20 protein-coding genes are annotated in these 21,404 nt (G+C 43.6%); 5 read left to right on the top strand and 15 right to left on the bottom strand.

What is annotated here, in order from left to right; genetic code table 11:
• Positions 1–99: 99 nt before the first annotated feature.
• The gene (gene ppsA / locus AB4180_RS08240; RefSeq protein WP_102250219.1) at positions 100–2,472 is read right to left on the bottom strand and encodes a phosphoenolpyruvate synthase; all 2,373 of its coding nucleotides are present in this window, start codon (positions 2,470–2,472) and stop codon (positions 100–102) included.
• 178 nt (positions 2,473–2,650) lie between these two features.
• On the opposite strand from ppsA, the gene AB4180_RS08235 reads away from it, so the two are divergent.
• Entirely contained in the window at positions 2,651–3,484 is an 834-nt protein-coding gene (locus tag AB4180_RS08235) for a pyruvate, water dikinase regulatory protein (RefSeq protein WP_009846294.1), read from the top strand.
• A 167-nt stretch (positions 3,485–3,651) separates the two neighbouring features.
• Here the strand turns inward: AB4180_RS08235 and AB4180_RS08230 are convergent, their stop codons facing one another.
• The 5 genes from AB4180_RS08230 to AB4180_RS08210 all read right to left on the bottom strand — a co-directional run bounded on the left by AB4180_RS08230 (position 3,652) and on the right by AB4180_RS08210 (position 8,068).
• Positions 3,652–4,824 carry a trypsin-like serine protease gene (locus tag AB4180_RS08230; protein WP_102250220.1) on the bottom strand — a complete coding sequence of 391 codons (1,173 nt, stop codon included), beginning with the start codon at positions 4,822–4,824 and terminating at the stop codon, positions 3,652–3,654.
• A complete protein-coding gene (locus AB4180_RS08225) occupies positions 4,824–5,501 on the bottom strand; it encodes a hypothetical protein (RefSeq protein ID WP_102250221.1) in 678 nt (225 codons plus the stop codon). The genes AB4180_RS08230 and AB4180_RS08225 overlap by 1 nt, the downstream gene beginning before the upstream one ends.
• A gap of 312 nt (positions 5,502–5,813) precedes the next feature.
• Positions 5,814–6,446 carry a glutaredoxin 2 gene (grxB, locus tag AB4180_RS08220; protein ID WP_102250222.1) on the bottom strand — a complete coding sequence of 211 codons (633 nt, stop codon included), beginning with the start codon at positions 6,444–6,446 and terminating at the stop codon, positions 5,814–5,816.
• A 316-nt stretch (positions 6,447–6,762) separates the two neighbouring features.
• A complete protein-coding gene (locus AB4180_RS08215; RefSeq protein ID WP_009846296.1) occupies positions 6,763–6,924 on the bottom strand; it encodes a hypothetical protein in 162 nt (53 codons plus the stop codon).
• A 163-nt stretch (positions 6,925–7,087) separates the two neighbouring features.
• The gene (locus AB4180_RS08210) at positions 7,088–8,068 is read right to left on the bottom strand and encodes a Gfo/Idh/MocA family protein (protein ID WP_102250223.1); all 981 of its coding nucleotides are present in this window, start codon (positions 8,066–8,068) and stop codon (positions 7,088–7,090) included.
• A gap of 604 nt (positions 8,069–8,672) precedes the next feature.
• On the opposite strand from AB4180_RS08210, the gene AB4180_RS08205 reads away from it, so the two are divergent.
• The 3 genes from AB4180_RS08205 (at position 8,673) to AB4180_RS08195 (ending at position 10,919) form a co-directional block, all read left to right on the top strand.
• Entirely contained in the window at positions 8,673–9,449 is a 777-nt protein-coding gene (locus AB4180_RS08205; protein ID WP_009846298.1) for a glycosyltransferase family 25 protein, read from the top strand.
• A 211-nt stretch (positions 9,450–9,660) separates the two neighbouring features.
• On the top strand, positions 9,661–10,143 hold the full coding sequence (locus tag AB4180_RS08200; protein WP_102250224.1) for a GNAT family N-acetyltransferase: 483 nt from the start codon (positions 9,661–9,663) through the stop codon (positions 10,141–10,143).
• 2 nt (positions 10,144–10,145) lie between these two features.
• Complete coding sequence (locus tag AB4180_RS08195; RefSeq protein WP_009846300.1) at positions 10,146–10,919, top strand: murein L,D-transpeptidase family protein; 774 nt, start codon at positions 10,146–10,148, stop codon at positions 10,917–10,919.
• A gap of 104 nt (positions 10,920–11,023) precedes the next feature.
• On the opposite strand, the gene AB4180_RS08190 is transcribed toward AB4180_RS08195, so the two are convergent.
• The 7 genes from AB4180_RS08190 to AB4180_RS08160 form a co-directional block, all read right to left on the bottom strand.
• Positions 11,024–11,761, bottom strand: coding sequence for a sulfite exporter TauE/SafE family protein (locus AB4180_RS08190; RefSeq protein WP_009846301.1), 738 nt, complete (start codon positions 11,759–11,761; stop codon positions 11,024–11,026).
• A gap of 181 nt (positions 11,762–11,942) precedes the next feature.
• On the bottom strand, positions 11,943–12,662 hold the full coding sequence (locus tag AB4180_RS08185) for a glycerophosphodiester phosphodiesterase family protein (protein WP_102250225.1): 720 nt from the start codon (positions 12,660–12,662) through the stop codon (positions 11,943–11,945).
• 56 nt (positions 12,663–12,718) lie between these two features.
• The gene (locus AB4180_RS08180; RefSeq protein WP_102250226.1) at positions 12,719–14,029 is read right to left on the bottom strand and encodes a sn-glycerol-3-phosphate import ATP-binding protein UgpC; all 1,311 of its coding nucleotides are present in this window, start codon (positions 14,027–14,029) and stop codon (positions 12,719–12,721) included.
• Positions 14,019–14,861: a sn-glycerol-3-phosphate ABC transporter permease UgpE gene (ugpE, locus tag AB4180_RS08175; protein WP_009846304.1), complete on the bottom strand. Its 843-nt coding sequence runs from the start codon at positions 14,859–14,861 to the stop codon at positions 14,019–14,021. The genes AB4180_RS08180 and ugpE overlap by 11 nt, the downstream gene beginning before the upstream one ends.
• A gap of 38 nt (positions 14,862–14,899) precedes the next feature.
• A complete protein-coding gene (locus AB4180_RS08170; protein ID WP_102250227.1) occupies positions 14,900–15,781 on the bottom strand; it encodes an ABC transporter permease subunit in 882 nt (293 codons plus the stop codon).
• A gap of 272 nt (positions 15,782–16,053) precedes the next feature.
• Positions 16,054–17,346, bottom strand: a complete 1,293-nt coding sequence (locus AB4180_RS08165; RefSeq protein ID WP_102250228.1) for an extracellular solute-binding protein — start codon at positions 17,344–17,346, stop codon at positions 16,054–16,056.
• A gap of 273 nt (positions 17,347–17,619) precedes the next feature.
• Complete coding sequence (locus AB4180_RS08160) at positions 17,620–18,222, bottom strand: 2OG-Fe(II) oxygenase (protein ID WP_102250229.1); 603 nt, start codon at positions 18,220–18,222, stop codon at positions 17,620–17,622.
• Positions 18,223–18,625: 403 nt separating this feature from the next.
• On the opposite strand from AB4180_RS08160, the gene AB4180_RS08155 reads away from it, so the two are divergent.
• Positions 18,626–19,414, top strand: a complete 789-nt coding sequence (locus tag AB4180_RS08155; RefSeq protein WP_102250230.1) for an MBL fold metallo-hydrolase — start codon at positions 18,626–18,628, stop codon at positions 19,412–19,414.
• A 75-nt stretch (positions 19,415–19,489) separates the two neighbouring features.
• Here AB4180_RS08155 and AB4180_RS08150 read toward each other — a convergent pair whose 3' ends face one another.
• Both AB4180_RS08150 and rimK read right to left on the bottom strand, forming a co-directional pair.
• Entirely contained in the window at positions 19,490–19,918 is a 429-nt protein-coding gene (locus AB4180_RS08150; RefSeq protein ID WP_102250231.1) for a RimK/LysX family protein, read from the bottom strand.
• A 32-nt stretch (positions 19,919–19,950) separates the two neighbouring features.
• Positions 19,951–20,856, bottom strand: coding sequence for a 30S ribosomal protein S6--L-glutamate ligase (gene rimK / locus AB4180_RS08145; protein WP_019824669.1), 906 nt, complete (start codon positions 20,854–20,856; stop codon positions 19,951–19,953).
• Positions 20,857–21,404 lie beyond the last annotated feature (548 nt).

Below are 21,404 nucleotides of genomic sequence, written 5' to 3'. Positions count from 1 at the left end.
GTTTGTTATGCTAGGCAGGTTATCTTTGTTGGCTTTCGGTGAACAAAAAAGCCAGTCGCGATGACTGGCTTTGTTATATCTACTTGTTGGCGCTAAGCGTTACTTATTCGCAACGTTACCCAGTTTCAACCAAGTATCGATAACTGTGTCTGGGTTCAATGAAACCGAGCTGATGCCTTGTTCCATCAACCACTCCGCTAGGTCGTCATGGTCAGATGGGCCTTGGCCACAAATACCCACGTATTTACCCGCTTTAGCTGCTGCATCGATAGCCATTTTCAGCATCGCTTTAACCGCTGGGTTACGCTCATCGAATAAATGTGCAACGTCACCTGAATCTCGGTCTAGGCCAAGTGTCAGCTGGGTCATGTCGTTTGAACCGATCGAGAAGCCATCGAAGTACTTCAAGAACTCCTCAGCCAAAATCGCATTGGATGGAAGCTCACACATCATGATGACTTTCAGACCTTGGTCGCCACGACGTAGGTTAAACTTAGCCAGAATATCGATAACCGATGCCGCTTCGCTCGGAGTACGAACGAATGGGATCATGATTTCAACGTTCTTCAGTCCCATCTCGTTACGAACACGCTTCAGCGCTTGAGTTTCAAGCTCGAAACAGTCTTCAAATACTGGAGAGATGTAACGAGATGCACCACGGAAGCCCAGCATTGGGTTCTCTTCATGTGGTTCAAACGTTTTACCGCCAACAAGGTTGCTGTATTCGTTCGACTTGAAGTCAGACATACGTACGATCACACGCTTAGGCCAGAATGCAGAAGCGATAGTCGCAATGCCTTCTGTTAGCTTGCTTACGTAGAAATCGATAGGATCTTTGTAGCCACGAATACGCTGGTTGATTTCAGCTTTGATCTCATCCGTTTGCTCATCGAAGTTCAGCAGAGCTTTAGGGTGAATACCGATCATCTTGTTGATGATGAATTCAAGACGAGCAAGGCCAACACCTTCATTCGGGATTTGAGCGAAGTCGAAGGCTCGATCTGGGTTACCCACGTTCATCATTACTTTGGTTGGCAGCATTGGTAGCTCATCAACCTCAGAACGTTTGATCTCAAAGTCGAGCTCGCCGTTGTAAACGTAGCCTGTTTCGCCTTCTGAACATGACACTGTTACGGTGTCGCCATCATTCAGGCTGCTTGTCGCGGTACCACAACCAACAATTGCAGGGATACCAAGCTCGCGAGCAATGATTGCTGCGTGACAAGTACGGCCGCCACGGTTAGTGACAATCGCAGAGGCTTTCTTCATCACAGGTTCCCAGTCCGGGTCTGTCATGTCAGTTACCAGCACGTCGCCTTCTTGAACCAGTGACATTTGGTCTAGAGAGTCAACCAAGCGAACAGGGCCAGAGCCAATACGTTGACCGATAGCACGTCCTTCCACCAAGACATCTGCTTTGGTGTTTAGCTCGTAACGCTCAATGACATTTTGGTCACTTTGAGAACATACTGTCTCAGGACGAGCTTGAACGATGTAAAGCTTGCCGTCGATGCCATCTTTTGCCCACTCAATGTCCATTGGACGTTGGTAGTGCTTCTCGATGATCATCGCTTGCTTTGCTAGTTCTTTGATCTCTTCATCGTTCAATGAGAACTCGTTACGTTCTTTAGTATCTGTATCGATGATATCAACTTGCTTGCCGATCTCTTGGTTGGTTGAGTAGATCATCTTGATCAACTTAGAACCAAACGTCTTTTTAACAACTGGGTAGTGACCCGCTTCTAGCATTGGCTTATGAACGTAGAACTCATCTGGGTTCACCGCGCCTTGTACGACCATTTCACCTAGGCCCCAAGAAGAGGTGATGAATACCACTTGGTCGAAGCCTGATTCAGTATCAAGCGTGAACATCACACCTGAAGAAGCTTTGTCTGAGCGAACCATGCGCTGGATGCCCGCAGACAATGAAATGCCACGGTGATCAAAGCCTTGGTGTACTCGGTAAGAGATAGCGCGATCGTTAAACAGTGAAGCGAACACGTGTTTCGTTGCTTCGATAACCGCATCGATACCTTTCACGTTAAGGAAGGTTTCTTGTTGGCCTGCAAAAGAAGCATCTGGAAGGTCTTCAGCTGTTGCCGATGAGCGAACCGCAACAGACAATTCTTCGTTGCCTTCAATCAGTTCGCGGTAGTTATCACGGATATCTTGCTCTAGTGATTCTGGGAAGGGTGCGTCTAGAACCCATTGTCGAATTGTTGCACCTGTCTTACGCAGTGCGTCAACGTCTTCAACATCAAGTTCATCAAGGAGTTGGTGGATGCGCTCATCAAGACCTTTGTAGTCAAGAAAGTTATTAAACGCATAAGATGTGGTAGCAAAACCATTAGGTACTGATACGCCAGCGTTGGCTAGGTTAGAAACCATCTCGCCAAGTGAAGCATTCTTACCGCCGACTTTGTCGACATCTTCCATGGAAAGGCCATTGAACCATAGGGTGTTATTTTGCATTTATTTCTCCAGAAACATAGCAAGCATTGTAGGGATTTAAAGGCAAACGATTACGTATCAGTTTAAAAAAATGTAAATTATTTTCTAAAGCTGTGGGGGACGTAATAGTCAGCAGGGTTTCGTTATATATATTATGGTTCCCATCCTACTCAAAATAATTTTAAACATTAAATAAAAAATGCAAATTGATATCCAAAGTCGTGATGTATTCTATGTTTCTGATGGAACGGCCATAACATGTGAGACTTTAGGGCATGTTGTTCTAGGTCAATTCCCATTCGAAGCTAATGAAAAAACCTTCCCGTTTGTCGAAAGTGAAGACAAACTTTCTGATTTATTGAAAGAGATCGAGATTTCATATCGAGCAACAGGCCATGAACCTTTGGTCTTTTTCTCGATTGTGATTCCGGAGATAAAACTCAAGCTGTTAGATGCGCCTGCGCATTGTTATGACGTGTTAGAGAGTATCGTGCAGAAAGTGCAAGATGATACGAAAATGGCGCCTAAGCCGAAGCTGCAGCGTTCTCGTAGCGTTAATAAAGACTCGGACAAATACTTCGACCGTATTGCTGCTATCGAATACACGTTAGCGCACGACGACGGCATTACTTTAAAAGGCTTGGAAGAGGCAGACATTATCTTGTTGGGTGTCTCTCGCAGCGGTAAAACGCCAACGAGCTTGTACATGGCAATGCAGTTTGGTTTACGCGTCGCAAACTATCCGTTTATCCATGATGATATTGCTCGCTTAAGGTTGTTACCGGAATTTGAGATATATCGTCATAAGTTGTTTGGTTTGACGATTGATGCGGAAAGGCTGACCGAGATCCGTGAAAATCGATTGGCAGGTAGCGAGTACGCAAGTGACTCTCAATGTTTGTATGAGCTGCAAACGGTAGAAGGTTTGTTCAGACGTGAAGCCATTCCATACATCAACACCTCGTCACTGTCTGTTGAAGAGATTTCGACACGAATCTTGGAACGTACAGGTTTGCGACGCCGACTTCTTTGATCTTTCGTTTGTGATCTAGCGATCTTGCTGCTTTATTCGAGGTGGCAATTTCATCAGCGTCCCTGAAAATAACAACCTATTTCTGATAAAGCCGTAAACGTAAAACCCAAGTTAAGTGTATTTTAATAAAAAGCCCCGGCCATAAGGCTGGGGCTAATAATCAAATATTACTGTTCAACCGACTTAACCAAAAAATGATCTATAGTTAAGTTCTCACCTGGTTCAATCAATTTAAACTCTACTTTCACTAAATCGCCTTTTGCTTTAAATGCGTTTAGAGTAAGTTTCAAAGCCTGATCAGTTGCGTCTACATTGTGAGCAACTTGTCGGCCATCAATAAATACATCAAAAGGCTTTTGCCCTTTTTCTATTACTGTTTCAATTGTGTAGCTATCGCTCTCTGTCGCATAGAATGCGCTTTGAATACTTCCATCATTTAGCCATTTTGTTTCATTGAAATCAACGTTGCTGGCGCGCCAGTAAGAATAAAATGCATGCAAGTTATCAATATCGTTTTGTGTTTCCGGCGTCCATTTGATATCGTCAAAATCAATTGGCTCGGCATAGCTAAAGCCATGCTCTTTCATCGTCTTGTGAATGAATGGTAAACGCGCGATCACATCATCAAACGTATCAGTCCAGCCGCCGATTTCACTGGTGCTATACTGCAAACCAATCTCACCGATTAAGTAAAGTTCACCGTCTTTTTCAATGGTGATGCCTGAACCTGAATCACCATGAATAGTAAGCCAGTTTAAGTCCGTCTTTTTTAATGTACCGAAATCATATGAATATTCAGCAAGCCAGCGATCTTCATATTCACTGTGCATTACCTGTTTAGTTCCGCCGTTTCTGTGGTTGTAATTGCCGTAACCAATTTGATTAACCTGGTAAACTTTCGAGTAATCAAACATCCCCTCTTTAGGTAGTTTTGCTGGCTCGATTTCTGTGATCGGCGTATCTAGTCGAACAAGGGCGAAATCACCAAAACCGCGATCATTTTTATACGGGAAATTGTATTCTCCAAATTGACCCGCCGGATTAGTGCTCGCAACCTTGTGCGTTATCTGCTGATAAACGCCGTTTTCGTCTTTCTCGTATGAATAACAGGTCACAGTGTTTTGATACCCGTCAGATTTCGAGCCGCTTACATGGCTTGCAGTGATGACCCAAAACGGGTCAATTAGCGTTGCTGAACCTGCATTCATCTTACAAGCAAAATCAAACTTTGTTTGCAATGCAAATTCTTTGTGTTGTTGAACTGATCGATCAAGCCGGGTCAAACCAGCGTTTGCAGAAAATGAGGCTAAAACCGCTGTTGCAACTAATAGCTTTTTCATTATTTCACCTCACTTAAATTGATTGCTTCTAGCGCATGGTAAGGGTCGTTATCTTTCCAGCTGAATTGATCGTTCTTTGCTTTATATGTGATTGTTAGCTCATCTGTTGTCGTATTAGTTGAAAACTCGACACTGTTCTTTGTAGTTGATATGTGCGATGGGTAGTAGTTTGTAATGGTTACACAGTCATTTTTCAAACATGCTGTGAACTCTGACATAGCAAGCCAGTTATGTGTATACAGATCTAGCTTGAATTCTCCAGCCTTGCCGGGCTTTACGGTAAACTCAAAGCCACCTCCATGCTTGACGAGAGTGGCATGATTTGATTCGCCCAGAAAATCTCTAGAGCTGCCACTGTTCCATAAGTATTCATTGCCGTGAGCTGGTTTTTGAGCTTGGAATTCAAACTCACCAAATGTTTTTACATCGCTAATAAGGTTTGTTTTTGGCTTTGATTGTGAACGGTTTTCACCGTACCAAAAAGCCCAATCTATGCCGTCTAAATCAACGGTATCAACATATCTAAATTCACTATCATTCTCTGTTTTGTATCCGTGAAATTTTGATGTGACTAAAAGCGTTTCGCTTTGTTCTGTAGAAATATTGGAAAGTGTTTCTGTTTCTGATGCAATTGATCCGGCGGAAATCAAAGCAAGTGATAAAAGTTTAAGCCTCATTGTCAGTTCCTTATATATAAAGTTACTGAACTATATGTGGTAATTATGAGGTAAATGTAAGCGGTTTGTAAGTGTCTATTTTTATTGAATAAAGATCAAAAATAGCGCCATGATGTCGTGATGGGAATTTGACGATCTATATATCTAAGACAATTTTGATTCATCCCATTCAAACCGTTTCTCGGCTTCTTGAGTTCTGATTCATGCTACTTTCCAATTTTCTGATTGGGCATTGTCCGCTTTATCTAGGACGGGTCAGAAATCAATTTGAAACATAAATAAAAACCGAAGCACTAGGCTTCGGTTTTTAGTCTATTTAAGCAGCCCGACACCAAGCTCCTTGCTTTTGCGTTCCATCCAGTGATCAAGTTCCGGTGGCCATTCGATACTTGGTTCGACACAGAAACCGCGAAGCATTGAGAAATAAAGAGCTTGATCAATCAAAGGTAGCGATGATTCACCATTCTCTAGCTCCAATAGAAGCTCTGCATCTTTCAGCAATGGGTTAATCAGTTGAACGTATTGTGGGGTCTTTTCTAAGAGCTCTTCAAAATTAAAGCCTTCGGTCTCTTTACTAACACGCCAAGCTTCTTTTGCTCCAGCCGAACGATATTCAGCCAAGTCGAGGTTCCACCAACGTGGGCGTCCGATCTGTTGAGTAAGAGGGAAAGCACGGCTTTGGAAAAGAGTAGCCTGCTCTGAAGGTTCACGTTGCTCATCATTTGATTTCAAATCCATGAAATAAGCAATGATGTCTAGGCTTTCGGCCATAATAGAACCATCGTCTTTCTGTAAGACGGGCACCATTTTTTTACCGATCAGATCGATAAGGGTTTGGGCATCATCATAATCCACAGAAACAAGTTCGATGTTCAAGCCGAGAGATTGAGCAATGTAGGCAACTCTTGCACAGAAAGGGCAGTGGTCGTAAATGTAAAGCTTCATAGCTTCCCTCATTTATGGTCATTACAAGTATAAGATAATGCTAATGTACCAGAAACTCTTACGAATACTAAGCATCAATAAATGCTAAGATCCAGTAAGCGCTTAGCACTAATAAACAGCGTGCACTAACAGACAATAAGTATCTAGTGCAGATACTCTTTATTGTAATGAGTAAATTGGAGGGGAAACTGGTGGGTAAATTACAGGCACAAAAAAGGCTCTGGCTGCTCACTCTAATGCAGAAGAATGAAGTCAGCCAAAGCCTCAATTTTGTTACCTTTAGCAGAGTGACGACTAAAAGAGCGGAGCGGTTAAACTATGCTTTTTTAAGGTCTTTTGCAGGGTAAGTAAGCGTCATTATTGCGCCTTCTACTGTTGTAACATGAACGTAGCCACCACCAGCACTTAGGCCAATTACTACCATTTCACCTAGCTCAACACCTTTTGTAGCAACAACGCGATCATCAACTGAAAACACTTTACACACCTTCAATAAAATAAATAAATACGACAGATATCGAACGCGGATTTAAACAGATGGTATCCCAATCAACTAATCCGGTTATTTGTCGTAAAGATTAAATTTAGTTATGCATAAATCGGCATTTCTTAAAAATCAGTTGGTTAACATGCTTGGGGTGTTATTTGTCGGCGGGATAAATGACACCAACTTGCTGACGCATATCTGTAATTAACTTGGCAACGGTTAAAGCACGCAGTTGGGCTTGAGCTTGGGTGCTTTTGTCACCAGCAATGCAGTTTGCAAAGGCTTGGGCCTCGTAACTCATGGAGTTTTCGCTTTGTGCTTGAGTAAGGTTTTCTACCGTGCCATCACGATAGCGAATCTTAACGTCGGTGCATTCTGCAATGTGATCGATGATGATCGCTCCCTGTTCGCCTTGGATCTCGCTTGGTACGTAAGAGTCGCTGACTTTAGAGTGCGCAAGGGTTACATCAAATTCTGGATACTGGAAGATCGCACAGCCATGCGCATCCACACCTGAGTCAAGTAGCTTTGCCGAAGCCTGTGCATTCTCAGGCTCACCAAACAGAGCAACAGTTGCGGCTACGCAGTAGAAGCCAATATCGACTAATGAACCGTTAGAGAAAGCTTGGTTGAAGGTGTTTGGGTTCTCGCCGTTTAGGTATTTCTGGTAACGCGATGAATACTGACAGTAGTTGATGTGCGCTTTATGCACTTTGCCTATCTTTTTTAAGCCGAGTTGAACTTGCTCAAAGTTCGGTAGAAACTGAGATTTATACGCCTCAAACAGCACCACACCGTTCTTCTGAGCGACCTCAAACATGTGTGTTGTTTCTTCAATATTCGATGCGACAGGCTTCTCACAGATGACATGCTTGCCGTGTTCCATCATCAAGATAGATTGCTCGCAGTGCAGTGAGTTTGGTGAAGCGATGTACACGGCTTCAACAGTGTTGTCATTTGCCAATGCGTCGAGTGAGTCATACGTCGTTTCAACGTCAAATTCTTGGGCGAACTGCTCCGCGCTGGCTAGATTTCGTGAATAAACAGCAGCCAACTGCATTGATTGTGACTCATGAGCAGCTTGAACAAATTTCTTTGTAATCCAATTGGTTCCAATTACAGCGAACTTAATCATAAGGTATCCAATAGTTAGTATATTAATTCTATGAAGATAGTAGCACTCAATGGCTAGCATTGTTTCTGAGATTTGCGGAACAATTCTCCAAGATCTTTAGCCTGATATTAATATTAACTCGTCTATACCTGAGCTTTCTAGAGCATCATAATAGAGTCTTTTGTTGTGCAGGTTCGGAGGTGGGAGGTGCAGGTTTAGTATCAGTGACCGATTGTATTCTCTCAATTGGTGGTTTATTGGAAGTGTTTAATATAAAAGACTCAATACCCAAAGAATGAAGATCTATTGATTATATCCTCTCGTCAATTCTTAAGAAATATTATACAAGCTGAATTGGTGTGCAATTGTATTTATATGCAATCGCGCAATTAACCTATGGTGTTTTAATATCACTTTGTTTAGTAATTGATAACATTTTAAGACAATAAATGTTATCGATTGGGAGCAATTTACGTTACAGAGTCACGAAGTTGAACATAATTGGAATAATGAACAACATTTGTTTTAGATTGGTTCTAATTATGAGAAATAGGGGGGGTACTTTTGTTGATATTTATATTAATTTATTATGGGTTAAATTATTAGCAATAGGTGTTTTTTTACTGTGAAATCTCTTATTATTGCGCTAGAACGTAAATCTGAACGATTTTTATCCAGCCAAAAGCAACTTTTAAATATTAAGTCTCTAGATATTGAAAAGTTGAGTGCTGTTGATGCTATGTCCTCTAAACCTCATCCTTTGATGGATTTCTATGATGAAACCGCCTTTTATGCACTAAATGGAAGGATCGCTGTTCCTGGTGAGATCGGGTGTTATGGTAGTCACTATTTAGCGTGGGAAAGATGCATTCAGTTAAATCAACCAGTTATTGTCTTCGAAGACGATGTTGTTGTTGATGTCGATGTATTTGAAAAAACGGTTCAATTTGCCAGTAAGCATATTGAAGAGTGTGGTTTTATGAGATTGGAAAATTATTCGACTAAGAGAGAGTATAATTATGTCGTTGAAAATCTCGATGACGAACAAAGTCTAGTGCGACATATTAAAACACCACTATGCACCACTGCCTATATGATCACACCGCATGTGGCGAAAATTTTTATAGAAAAAAGTGAACGATTCCTCTACCCAGTAGATGTATTTATTAGAAATGTATGGCTTCATAAGCAACCAACTTACGGAATATCTCCTGCAGGATTAACCGGGGGAGAAGGTGGCTCAGTCATTGGGAATCGGTCTTCTAGAACAAAAAAATCACTCCGTATTAAAACTCTAAAATTCTTAAGTAAGTTTAGAGATGTCGCTATGAATGGTTTGTTCAATTTGACCTATACCGTAATAATCAAAAAAAGCAGACCCAAAATGTTTAACGGTTTTTAATCGTTTCTTATCTGATTGATTTTACGTCATTCGTTTAGAACGAACCGAGATTTAGATATAAGAACAGCTCCCAATTGGGGGCTGTTCTTCGTTATCGTGTCATGTAATTAGTGGTATCAAGCTCTAGCTCGAAAGTTTTGTTAAAAGAGTAGGACGGTGCACAGCTAAGCTATTTTTGCTAAGGTGTTATTGAATTTAAAAAGGTAGTGATATGCAAATCCGGAACGCTAAGGTAACTGATATTAGCTCGATCTTAGAGCTCTCTATACAAATAAATCGTCAACATCATCTTGGTGCCCCTATAGTATTTGCTCCCGCTTCTCATGGCTTGGCTGATAGTGAAGAATATTGGTTGGGATTGATGCTTGATCCGGTTGGCACTTTCTTAGTTGCGGTTGATGCTCAACAGGTTGTTGGTTTCTTGGTGGGGAAGGTAACGCAGAATAAAGGGGTAAGCTTCATTCAGTCTCACAAAATAGCGCGAGTGAATACGATTGTGGTAAACGATCAGGTTCAGAGCCAAGGCGTCGGCAAAGCGTTGATGAAGTCGTTTAATCAGTGGGCGCAAGCGAGTGGTGCTATTGAGCTTAGGTTAGAAGTGATGGAGTTTAATCAGCAAGCTAAGGGTTTCTATGAGTCGTTAGGCATGGAAACTCAATCACGAACCATGTCCATGCGCTTTGAGGAGAACTAAAGGTGCGTCTATTTTTGCCTTTATTACTGTGTTTACTGTTTGTAGCTTCGAGTGTGCAAGCTGAAAAGGTTGTGGTTGAAAAGATAATTTCTGACGCGACGGCAATCGAAACCATTGTATTCGAGTCGAAACCGGCTCACTCTCAGCGTGTCTCAACGTCTTCCTCTAACTCAACCTCTTCAGTGATCTCAAATTCCAAACATGTGATTATTGTGGATGATGTTCTTAGCAGTAACTCTGGCGAACAAGTTGCCCAGCTGTCTCAAGGTTCATCTAAACGTCCCCCTCAAAGCTCTTCTCAACAGTCTTACACTCTAACCGGTCCCTCTTCTGAGGCAGACTCTCTGTCGCAAGTGGTCACCTTAGTCAAAGTTGATAAATCGAAACGTAGAATGTACCTACTTAAGGGTGACGAGGTTATTCAAGAGTTTCGTATTGCGTTAGGGAAACAACCGAAAGGGCATAAACGTTTTGAAGGAGACAACCGAACACCTGAAGGGGAATACCAGCTCGATTATGTGATGGAAGAATCGGATTTTCACCGCTCGGTGCATATCAGCTACCCGCAACCTTCGGATATGCAGTGGGCTGAAGAAAATGATGTCGACCCTGGAGGGAACATCAAGATCCACGGAATTAAAAATGGTGAGCGCCGTTCACCGAGCTTTATTCAAAGCTTTGATTGGACGGATGGCTGTATCGCATTAACCAATCAAGATATGGATGAGTTTCTCCAACTTGTAAAAATGGGTACCCCTATCCATATCGAATGGTAGTCATTGGTACCCCATTTTCTTAGTCACTTTCGGAATCTATTAGCGCAGGCAATTAGCGCAGTCAATTCGTGAAACCAACTTCCGAAATTAACCGCTAAAGTCAGTTACAGTATGACTCGACCTGCACTGAATATCGCAATTACGATCAGCAACGCAATGGTGACTGGCTTAAATTTCGCTCCACCAAATCTCTCGAATAGTTTAGAACCCACATAACCGCCAAACATGCTGCTTGGTAACAGTGCAAAAGTAAGCCAGACCACCTCGCGGTCGACTAATCCTGCGATAGATGCCGATACAAACGCACTGGAATCTGCCAACACAAAGAACGCAATCAGGCCAGCTCTGGCTATATGCGGAGCAACTGGGCTTGCCAACGCGTGTGTACCAATCGGAGGCCCTGACATTGAAGCTGCGCCGTTCATTACCCCAGCAAGGCTACCTAGAATATAGGGAGCAAATCTAGGCTCTCTTTTGTACTGGAACCCTTTGTAGATCATAAGTGCAGATGCAAAAATGAAGGCGCTGATGATCAAGATGATCGTGTCTTGGCTAACGGATTTTAGCAGAAGTAGGCCGACCGGAGTGAAGGCCAAACAAGGGACAAATACCTTTGAAACCCAGCGCCAATTCACATGATGTTTAACCTTCGGCAGCAATTGGATATTGCCTAACAGGTCGATCAGCATGAAAACGGGAACCAGTTCGATAACAGGCACGAATAACGCACTCAATGGCAGTGCCACTAAGGTAAAACCGAAACCTGAGAAGCCACGAACAATAGCGGCAAAAATGAAGATAGCACCCAAAATTGGGAAGGTTGGACTAAAAATGAGATCCATAAATTAAGTAACCAATGAAGCTGTCTAAATAGAGCGAGCGATGAAACCAAGTGAGTAGCGGAATGTACTCCTGCTCACTTGTGTTTGCTACTTAATTTTATGGTTTCCCGAGAATTAATTTTAAGGCATCCCGGGAGTTTATTTAAAGTTTATCGGGGCTATTTTTTCGGTATTTACGAGCTCAATTTATAGGATTGAACTGATTCGGAAAATCAGTAAATACAGCATCTACTTTTGAGAGAAATTTGAAGCGAGACGGATCATTGACGGTGTAGCACCATGTTTGAATGTTTGCTTCACCAAGTGTATCAAGATCGCTCTGCTTCAGATGCTCGTAGTTCATGTGACAGCTGAACGCTTTAACCTCATCAATCAGCATAAGATCATCTTGAGTCAGTTGCTCTGTGATCACACCGACACGGTATCTAGGCAAATGACGAGCCATTTCAGCAACGACTTGATGGCTGAAGCTTGAAAGCAAAACTCTGTCGGTGTCTAGATTTGAATGAATCAACTCGGTGTGCAGCAAATCAACGACATGAGGTGCTTGATGTCGGCTATCGACTTTGACCTCTAGGTTGACGCTGAGATCATACTGCTCAACAAGCGCGAGCAACTCTTCCAGCGTCAGTATTTTCTCACCCACGAACTGCTCCGACTTCCAACTGCCAAAGTCAAGCTGACGCAGTTCTGCAAGGGTATGTTCGTCGACACGACCCTTGCCATCGCTGCAGCGCTCAAGCGTGTGGTCGTGACAAACCACAAGTTGATCATCCTGAGTGGGCTGAATATCAACTTCAATCCATTTCAAACCGAGTTTCGCCGCTTGTTCAATGCTTGCTTTGGTATTTTCTGGGTGAGTACCTGCTACACCTCTATGACCTACGATGATAGACGACATAATTAATCCTTCTTAAAGACGCACCGTAAAAACGCATTAAATATCAGTGTACTCGATTAAGCGAGAGCCGTCGTTAAGCTTGTCGTATCTTCGTGTGGCTCCTGTGATGTAAAATTATTTGGGTGAATGCGTTTGCCATGATTGTCAAAAATATGCAGGTTGGATTTATCGATTCTTAGCCCTAGGGGGACGGCTTGGCACAGTGTCGTTTCGGGTGTTACTGCAATGAAGGGCTGCTCGTTCACCAGACCATGAACCAATTGATTTGGACCCAAAGGCTCAACCACACTGATACGCAGTTCAAGAGGCAAGGTATTCATCATCAATTCTGAACCAATTTCAGAGTGCTCTGGACGAATACCAAGTGTGATGGCTGTATTTTTTACGTGGGCGTACTCGGGTAAGTACATTTGCTGATCACCAATCTCAAGGTATCCGTCATCGAGTGTTGCTGGTAAAAAATTCATCGCTGGGCTGCCAATGAAGCTCGCCACAAAAGTACTGGCTGGCTGGTGGTAGACCTCTCGTGGCGTCCCGACTTGCTCTATCTGGCCTTTGTTGAGCACCACGATTCTATCAGCCAGTGTCATGGCTTCGACTTGGTCATGAGTCACGTAAACACTGGTCACGCCAAGTTCGCGTTGCAGTTTTTTGATCTCTAATCTCATGTGAGCACGCAGTGAGGCATCTAGGTTAGACAAAGGTTCGTCAAACAGAAAAAATTGTGGATCGCGAACGATCGCTCGTCCCATAGCAACACGTTGACGTTGACCACCCGAAAGCTTAGCTGGCTTGCGGTCTAGATATTCTTCGATTTTCAGCGTTTTGGCGACTTTCTCAATTTTCTCTTCAATAAGGTGCTGACTAACACCTCGGTTCTTTAAGCCATAAGCGAGGTTTTTGTAAACCGACATGTGCGGGTAGAGCGCGTAATTCTGGAAGACCATCGCGATATCACGCAGGGCAGGTTTCTCTGTATCAACACGGCGACCACTTAAGTGAATCTCGCCACCAGAAATGCTTTCCAAACCCGCAATGGAACGTAGGATAGAAGACTTGCCACAACCAGAAGGACCCACCAAAACAAGGAACTCACCCTCATCGATATCAAGCGAGACTCCTTTGACGGCTTGATGGCCGTTTTCATACGTCTTTACCAAGTTTTTGATACCCAGCATGATGGGAGCTTTGCGCGTACGATCGTGAATGGCTTGGTTGTGCGCTAACGTTTGTTTTAGCTTTGGCATCGGGGTGTCCTCTGTATTTTTGTGGATAGCTTGGTGAGAAGGCAGGTGAGTCGTCTTATACTCATCGAGTGATTGAATGCGGTTATTGTTCATTTGAGTTGTGTCGTTATTATTTTTCACTTTCTACTAGCCCTTTTACAAACCAACGCTGAAATACAACCACCACTAGTACGGGTGGCAACATGGCTAAAATCACCATGGCGAAAGCATAGTCATAGCGCGGTAAACTGGTTTCATTGATATTATTGAGTACTTGTTTGATGCCCATCACGATGGTGTTGTAGCCTTCGTCGGTAGTCATCATGATTGGCCACAGGTATTGGTTCCAACCCACCACAAACATGATGATGAAGATCGCGGCGATCATGGTTTTAGAAAGAGGCAGCAAGATATCGACAAAGAATCGAAATGGGCCTGCATTATCTAGTTGAGCTGCTTCTAACAATTCATCGGGGATGGTTTTGAAGAATTGCCTGAAAAAGAAGGTCGCGGTGGCTGATGCGATCAAAGGCAGAATCAACCCTGTATAGCTATTAAGAAGACCAAGCCCAGCGACAACTTCATAGGAAGGGATAATACGAACCTCTAATGGCAGTAACAGCGTCACGAAGATCAGCCAAAACCACGCCGTGGCGTAAGGGAGTCTAAAGTAGACCAAAGCAAACGCGGCCATCATCGAAATGATGATCTTACCGATCGCAAAACCTAGCCCCATGATCATCGAGTTGGTGATCATTTTACTGGCGGTGACTTCGCCACTAAAGCCCATGCTTTTGTTCCAAGCTTCGCTATAAATGGCCGTAAAGTTATCGCCCGGTAGCCATTGCAGACCTTCGCTGACAATGGTGTTTGGGTTATGCGTAGAACTAGCGAAGATTAGCCAGATAGGGACCAACATAAACAGCATCCCTGCAATTAAAATTAGGTGGTCTGAGACCTTATTACTTTTCATAAATAACTCCTGTCGCGTTAAATCCTAGCGGGGAGGGGCTAGTAATGGACGCGCTTTTCTACAACGCGAAACTGGATAAATGTGAGAGTGAGTACCAGTAGTAACAGCACAACAGACTGGGCGGAACTGCCGCCTAAATCTGCGCCAACAAAACCATCTCGATACACCTTGTACACTAATGAAGTTGTGCCGCCACCTGGGCCGCCATTGGTCATGGTGTCTATCACGCCAAAGGTTTCAAAGAATGAGTAGGTGAGGTTGATGACCAGTAGAAAGAAGCCAGTCGGGGCGAGCAGTGGGAAGGTAATGGTCCAGAAACGTTTTGAGTCGCTGACACAATCCAGCATCGCCGCTTCTTTTACGGCGTAAGAGATCGATTGGAGTCCCGCTAGGAAGTAGATGAAATTCACCGAAACCTGTTTCCACACGGAAACCAAAATCAGAGCAACCGTGGCATCCCAAGGGTCGGTCTGGAAGCTAAAATCCCAACCCACAACAGCAAAGATTTCTGTGAACACGCCAATGTGCGGGTTAAACAAGAAAGCACCGATAACACCTGCAATCGCAGGGGCAACCGCATAAACCCAAGTGAGAGTGACCTTGTAAGCGCCTTGTCCGTGAATGATGTTGTCGGCTTTCACGGCAAGCAGCAGAGCCAAGGCAAGTGATAAGAAAGAGACCACAATTGCGAACATCAAAGTAAAGCCAATCGAGTTCAGGTACTCGCTCGATTCGAATAGCATTTGGTAGTTCTCAAACCATACGAATATCGATGAGGTTCCCCAAGGGTCTTCCAGCATAAATGAAAGGTAAACCGCCTTTGCCGCTGGGTAGATAAAGAAAACCGCAATGATGAGTATCTGAGGTGCCAAAAATAGGTAAGGCAGCGGAGAGTGAAAGAATTGTTGACGTCGTTCCACAGGGTAATCCCTAAAAATAATTACAGTGGCCACTATGAGCGGCTGTTACCACTAGCGCGATATCAGGCATGCATCCCGTTGAGTTATCGTTGTTGGAGCAAGAAATGGCGCTAGGGAAGAGTCTCCTCACGCCTTGCCATAGCGTTTTTTAGCGACGCAGTGACAAGTCGTGAGGAGTGATGAACGGCTCTGATTCGCTAAGCCTTAAGCTTGTGAACAGTTTCGTTTCATTAATCGATCCAGTTTACTGATCGATCTAGTTATTAACCGATCTAGTTCATCGTTCGAGCGAAGCGCTTTAGTAGTTTGCTGCTCTCATCTTCGACCTTGTCTAGGCTGCTCTCGACGCTAGATCGGTCAGCGAAGATGTTATCGAACTCACGGTGCATCACTTCACGGATCTGCGGGTAATAACCTAGGCGGTAGCCTTTAGTCCACTCGCCCGATTTGAGGCTTAGTTGCTTAACGCCCACTTCTGCGTCTGGCTGCTCTGTGTAGTAGCCGGACTTTTTCGCTAGTTCATAGGCAGCAGTTGTTACAGGTACATAGCCTGTTGTTTTGTGCCAGTAAACCTGAGTTTCAGGTTTGGTCAGGTAATCAAAGAACGCTGCAACACCTTTGTCCTGTTTCTGGTCATGGCCATTGAGTGCAAACAGAGCTGCACCACCAATGAAGGTTAAGCCAGCATCAGGGTTAACTGATTTCCAGTATGGAAGGTAAGTTGTGCCTAACTCGAAAGGTACGCGATTACGCAAACCACCGAATGAACCTGAAGAGCCCATCCACATTGCCACTTCTTGGCGCTCGAAAGGCGTTTGGTTCGCATCCCAATCGCTGCCGTAATACTTGTAGTAACCTAGATCTGACCACTCTTTCATCTTGCTAACGTGCATCATCATGTCTTTGGTGTTGAACATGATTTTAGTGGATAGGCCGTCGTAGCCGTTGTTCTGGTCAGAGACTGGCAGGTTATGGCGAGACTTGAAGTTTTCGAACATGATCCATGGCGTTAGAGATTGAGAAAACGCAATGTGGCCTTCTGCTTTCAACTTCTTGGCCACCACTTCTAACTCTTCATAAGTCTTAGGCGCGTCTGCACCCACTTCCGCGAGAAGATCTTTGTTGTAGTAAAGAACCGGTGTTGAACTGTTGAAAGGCATACCAACCATCTTGCCTTGGTTGTCGGCATAGAAGTTACGAACGCCGGCTAGGTAGTCGTTTGAATTAAAGTTGTAACCCGACTCAACCAGAATATCCTGTACCGGTTTCGCGACGCCTTTCGCGTTCATGATGGTTGCAGCACCGGCATCGAAGACTTGCAGAATATTGGGTGCTTCACCTGCTCGGTATGCCGCGATACCCGCTGTTAAGGTCTCTGTGTATGAACCTTTGTAGATTGGCGTGATCTCGTAATCATCTTGTGACGCATTAAAGTCGGTCGCAATTTTGTTTACTGTTTCTCCAAGCTGGCCGCCCATTGCGTGCCACCAAGTGACTTGAGTCGTTGCGAACGCTGGCATTGCCGCTGTCGCAGAAAGAACGCCTGCCAAAATTAGCTTATTCATCTTCGTTTCCTTTTGGATGAAATCGATATAGAGGTATTGAATTTGAGTATTAACGAGACGGTAGGGGTATCGTTTGAAGCTATCTTGAACAGGGTATATTTCACTTACGTGGCTAAACCGTTTCACTGATGTGAAAGATTCATTTCGATTTTATTTAAGAGAAAAGTTATTGATGGTTTTGATGTTTGATGTATTTAGCTTTTAAGACGTTTTTCTGACCAAAAAAGCCTCTCGATGGAGAGGCTAAGAATAAGGTTCGATGTGGATACAGTTTTAGTGTGCGATGTCTAATTGGTTGTCTTTCACGCCGTTAATACGGAACCAACCTGCGATACTGAATCGCTCTGTGTTGGTTGGTAACACTTCATGTGGGAACTGTTCAGACAAGAACACAAACAAACGCCCTGACTTTGGTGGAATGGTCGCAATGTGGTTGTCTTTTAGATCGTAAACCACGAGCTCCCCTGCGTCTTCCTCAGACCATTCGTCATTCATGTAGAACACAGTGGTTAGGCGGCGGTTTTCATTGCCTTTAAAGCAGTCTAAGTGCTTCTGGTAAAAGTCACCTTTTTCGTATTTAGCAAAGTGCGCTTCGTACTCGAACAGACCCAAAAAGAACGCTCTGTTTGTTTCTAAACGAATTTGCTCCATTTTGTCTAGGAACAGAGATGCGGGTTCGCCCATATCACGGCGTACCCACTGAATTTTGTCACTACGAATCGTTGCTTCTCGTGCTACATCATCGTTACGGCCGATCCTAGCCTTTTTCCAGTTCTCTGGAATGCAATCCCTCAATGCCACTACTTCTTCGTGAGTTAAGAAGTCATCCCAAACAAAGTAACCTTGGGTAGAAAGAGCATCGATAAGTTGGTTCATGTATAGCACTCAGACAATAAATTAGAGGCGCATATATAGTCCGAATAACTCAGGTCACCAAATCACATGTTTTATCGTCACGACAAATGATGCTCAGTGCTTAAAGCGCAAGGCTTGTTGAGCAAGGTTTTCGGTAATGTGAGCATTCGATAATGCTGAAAAATATCGGATGAAATTGATGATCATCTTTGGAATGTGCCCTCATTATTCTGAGTTAAATTGGACTTGAGTAACATTGGTTTTGAGTAACGTTGGATTTGAGTAATTGAGTGGATACCAATGGAAATCTTGATTCGAGCGATCTATCTGGTTTTAGATTGTCGTTTTTAACAAAATGATCACAATTGATGGCGAGTTTGCTATTGTATAGGTCTGACCAGTTGTTTTATCACAAGGAGTGGATTTGCAACTTCATACCATCAAAGGCTATATCCAAGACATGTATCTCGTAGAGTACCCTGACAGGTTGCTCTTGCTTGATGGTGCGTGTCGAGCCGACATCCCGCATTTGAAGGCTTTCATCGAAACAGGGCTTATGCGTGATTTTGCTGATCTACATACGGTTGTGGTTACGCACATGCATCCAGACCACGCAGGGGCAGCGCACAAGCTCAGAAAGCTCACGAATTGTAATTTGGTGGCAGCAGATCGAGACAAAGACTGGTATCACGGTATTGATGGTATCTTGATGCATTTGACCGATCTGGCGTTGGCACGATGGATGGCGAATCGATTGGGCAGGCCTAAAGCAAATCTATGGTATTCAAGAAAGTTAAAGCCGGACTACAAGCTATCGGATGGAGACAGCATTCCGGGTTTTGATGACTGGTTGGTTCTGGAAACGCCAGGCCATACCGACAGAGATCTTTCCGTCTATTGCCCATCACACAGTGTCGCCTATGTGGCGGATTTAATGGTCGAGGTCAAAAAGAAGCTGATTCCGCCTTTCCCAATTTTTCATCCCAATAAGTATCGAGAGTCGGTATCCCGTATTTATAACATGCAGCTCGACACCTTGCTGGTGGCGCATGGGGGACAAGTGAATTTGAGTGAGCAAGCGTTTGAACATCTGTTGATGAGTGCGCCAAGAAGGCCCGTGACACATTGGCGAGTGACTAAAATCAAACTCAAAGGTTTGGTTAAATCTGTTTGGCGATTTGGGTTTAAAGATAAAAAAAATCGCCATAAATAATAAAGGCCAGTCTCAAAGACTGGCCTTTATTAATGCGCGTTGTTGACTCACTATTTGAGCTGTGGAGCAGTTCAATTAGTGAGAAATTAGAAATTCCCCCGCTGGGTCAACAATCACTTTGTCACTCATGCCTTGACGACCAAGCAGCATCATATAAGTCATATCTTGACGGTTGCTTAGCGTGATATCGATAGGCCATTCTTGACCGCCGATTTTTAGCATGGTTTCAATCACACAACGGTGTTCAACTTCGCCGTTCGATGATTTGATTCTTTTACTTGTTTTCAGCTTCGCTTTGCAGCGCACTGTCTCTTCTAGGTGGTAAACGTCTGGGTGAAGATCGAATTCAACGAAGTTCTCACCGTCTGTTTTTACACATAGTAGATTGTCTACGTGTAGAGAAGAGGTTTTAGCCCCTGTATCAACACGTGTATGTAGTCCAGTTATCCCTAACTCTGGTAAGCAAAGTGCTTCTGTATTCCCTATGATCATTTTATTGTTCATGTCATTTCCAATCATGAGTTAACGGCGTTAAATCAGCCTTTGCCACGAGTACGGTTAGCGTTTGGTTTTGCATTTTTTTCAATGAATTCGAAAATCATGTCTGCTACATCTTTACCTGTCGCTTTCTCAATACCTTCTAGGCCAGGAGAAGAGTTAACTTCCATTACAACAGGGCCATTCTTAGATTGTAGAATATCAACACCACATAGGTTTAAACCCATGATTTTCGCAGCATTGATTGCTGTAGCGCGCTCTTCTTTGGTTAGTTTAACCAGTTGAGCTGTACCGCCACGGTGCAGGTTAGAGCGGAATTCACCCTCACCAGCTTGACGCTTCATCGCTGCAATTACTTTGTTGCCAACAACAAAACAACGGATGTCTGCGCCATTTGCTTCTTCAATGAACTCTTGAACCAAGATGTTCGCTTTTAGGCCCATGAATGCTTCGATAACGCTTTCTGCTGCTTTGTTTGTTTCAGCTAGAACCACACCGATACCTTGAGTACCTTCAAGAAGCTTGATAACCAGTGGCGCGCCACCTACGTTTTTGATCAAGTCTTGAATCTTGTCTGGGCGGCTAGCGAAACCTGTTTTTGGTAAGCCAATACCTTTGCGAGACAACAGTTGTAGTGAGCGCAGTTTGTCGCGAGAACGACTGATTGCAACTGACTCATTGATACAAAAAGTGCCCATCATTTCGAATTGGCGAACAACCGCAGTTCCGTAAAAGGTAATGGAAGCGCCAATACGTGGAATAACAGCATCGTATTGAGGTAGCTCTTCACCCATGTAGCGAATCTTCGGATTGTTACTCGCGATATCTATATCACAGTGCAGCGTGTCGATAACATCGACCTGGTGACCACGTGCTTCTCCAGCCGCTTTTAAGCGAGAAGTAGAGTATAGATTTTCGTTGCGAGAAAGAATTGCGATACGCATGGCGTTTCCTTAGTTAATACCTGATTGGTAACTGCAAATAAATTAGTTGTTAGCTGAGCTTTCAGTTTTTCTGAGGCTCCTTGCTTGCTTCGGGGCGAACCTTAAGGCTTTTCGTTTAACTAAGAAAACGAATTAAATTTGTCGAGTCGACAACAGAAATTTATCGAATGCGTGAGCGATTGGTACAACTGGGTTGATAGGGGATTTGGAATGGAAAAGCGAGTTGAGACCTAACTCATATTGGGGGTAGGAGCATATTAGGTTGTACTCAACTCGCGTTAACTCGGTGCTTAAAAGTGTACTAATAACGCCAGTTACATAGCTCTATAAGTGTTCGTAGTGCTTCTCTTTCGAGCTTGCTACAGGTGCTTTTAAGCTTATTAAGATAGTATTTTCTCATGATGATTACTTCTCTTGTATTAGGCTTTGGTGGGAACTCAAAGTTCCTTGTTGACCCATTAATTATGGTTATTTAATAGGAAGTAATAAACAGATGGGTTTTTACTAAGTTGTTCCTGTTTTTGTCTTTTAGCGCTACTTTTTGGCTG

Origin of the sequence: Vibrio sp. 10N.286.49.C3, from assembly GCF_041469545.1 — a bacterium.
Classification (GTDB): Bacteria; Pseudomonadota; Gammaproteobacteria; order Enterobacterales; family Vibrionaceae; genus Vibrio; species Vibrio tasmaniensis_A.
This window is presented reverse-complemented; position numbering and strand designations above follow the sequence as displayed.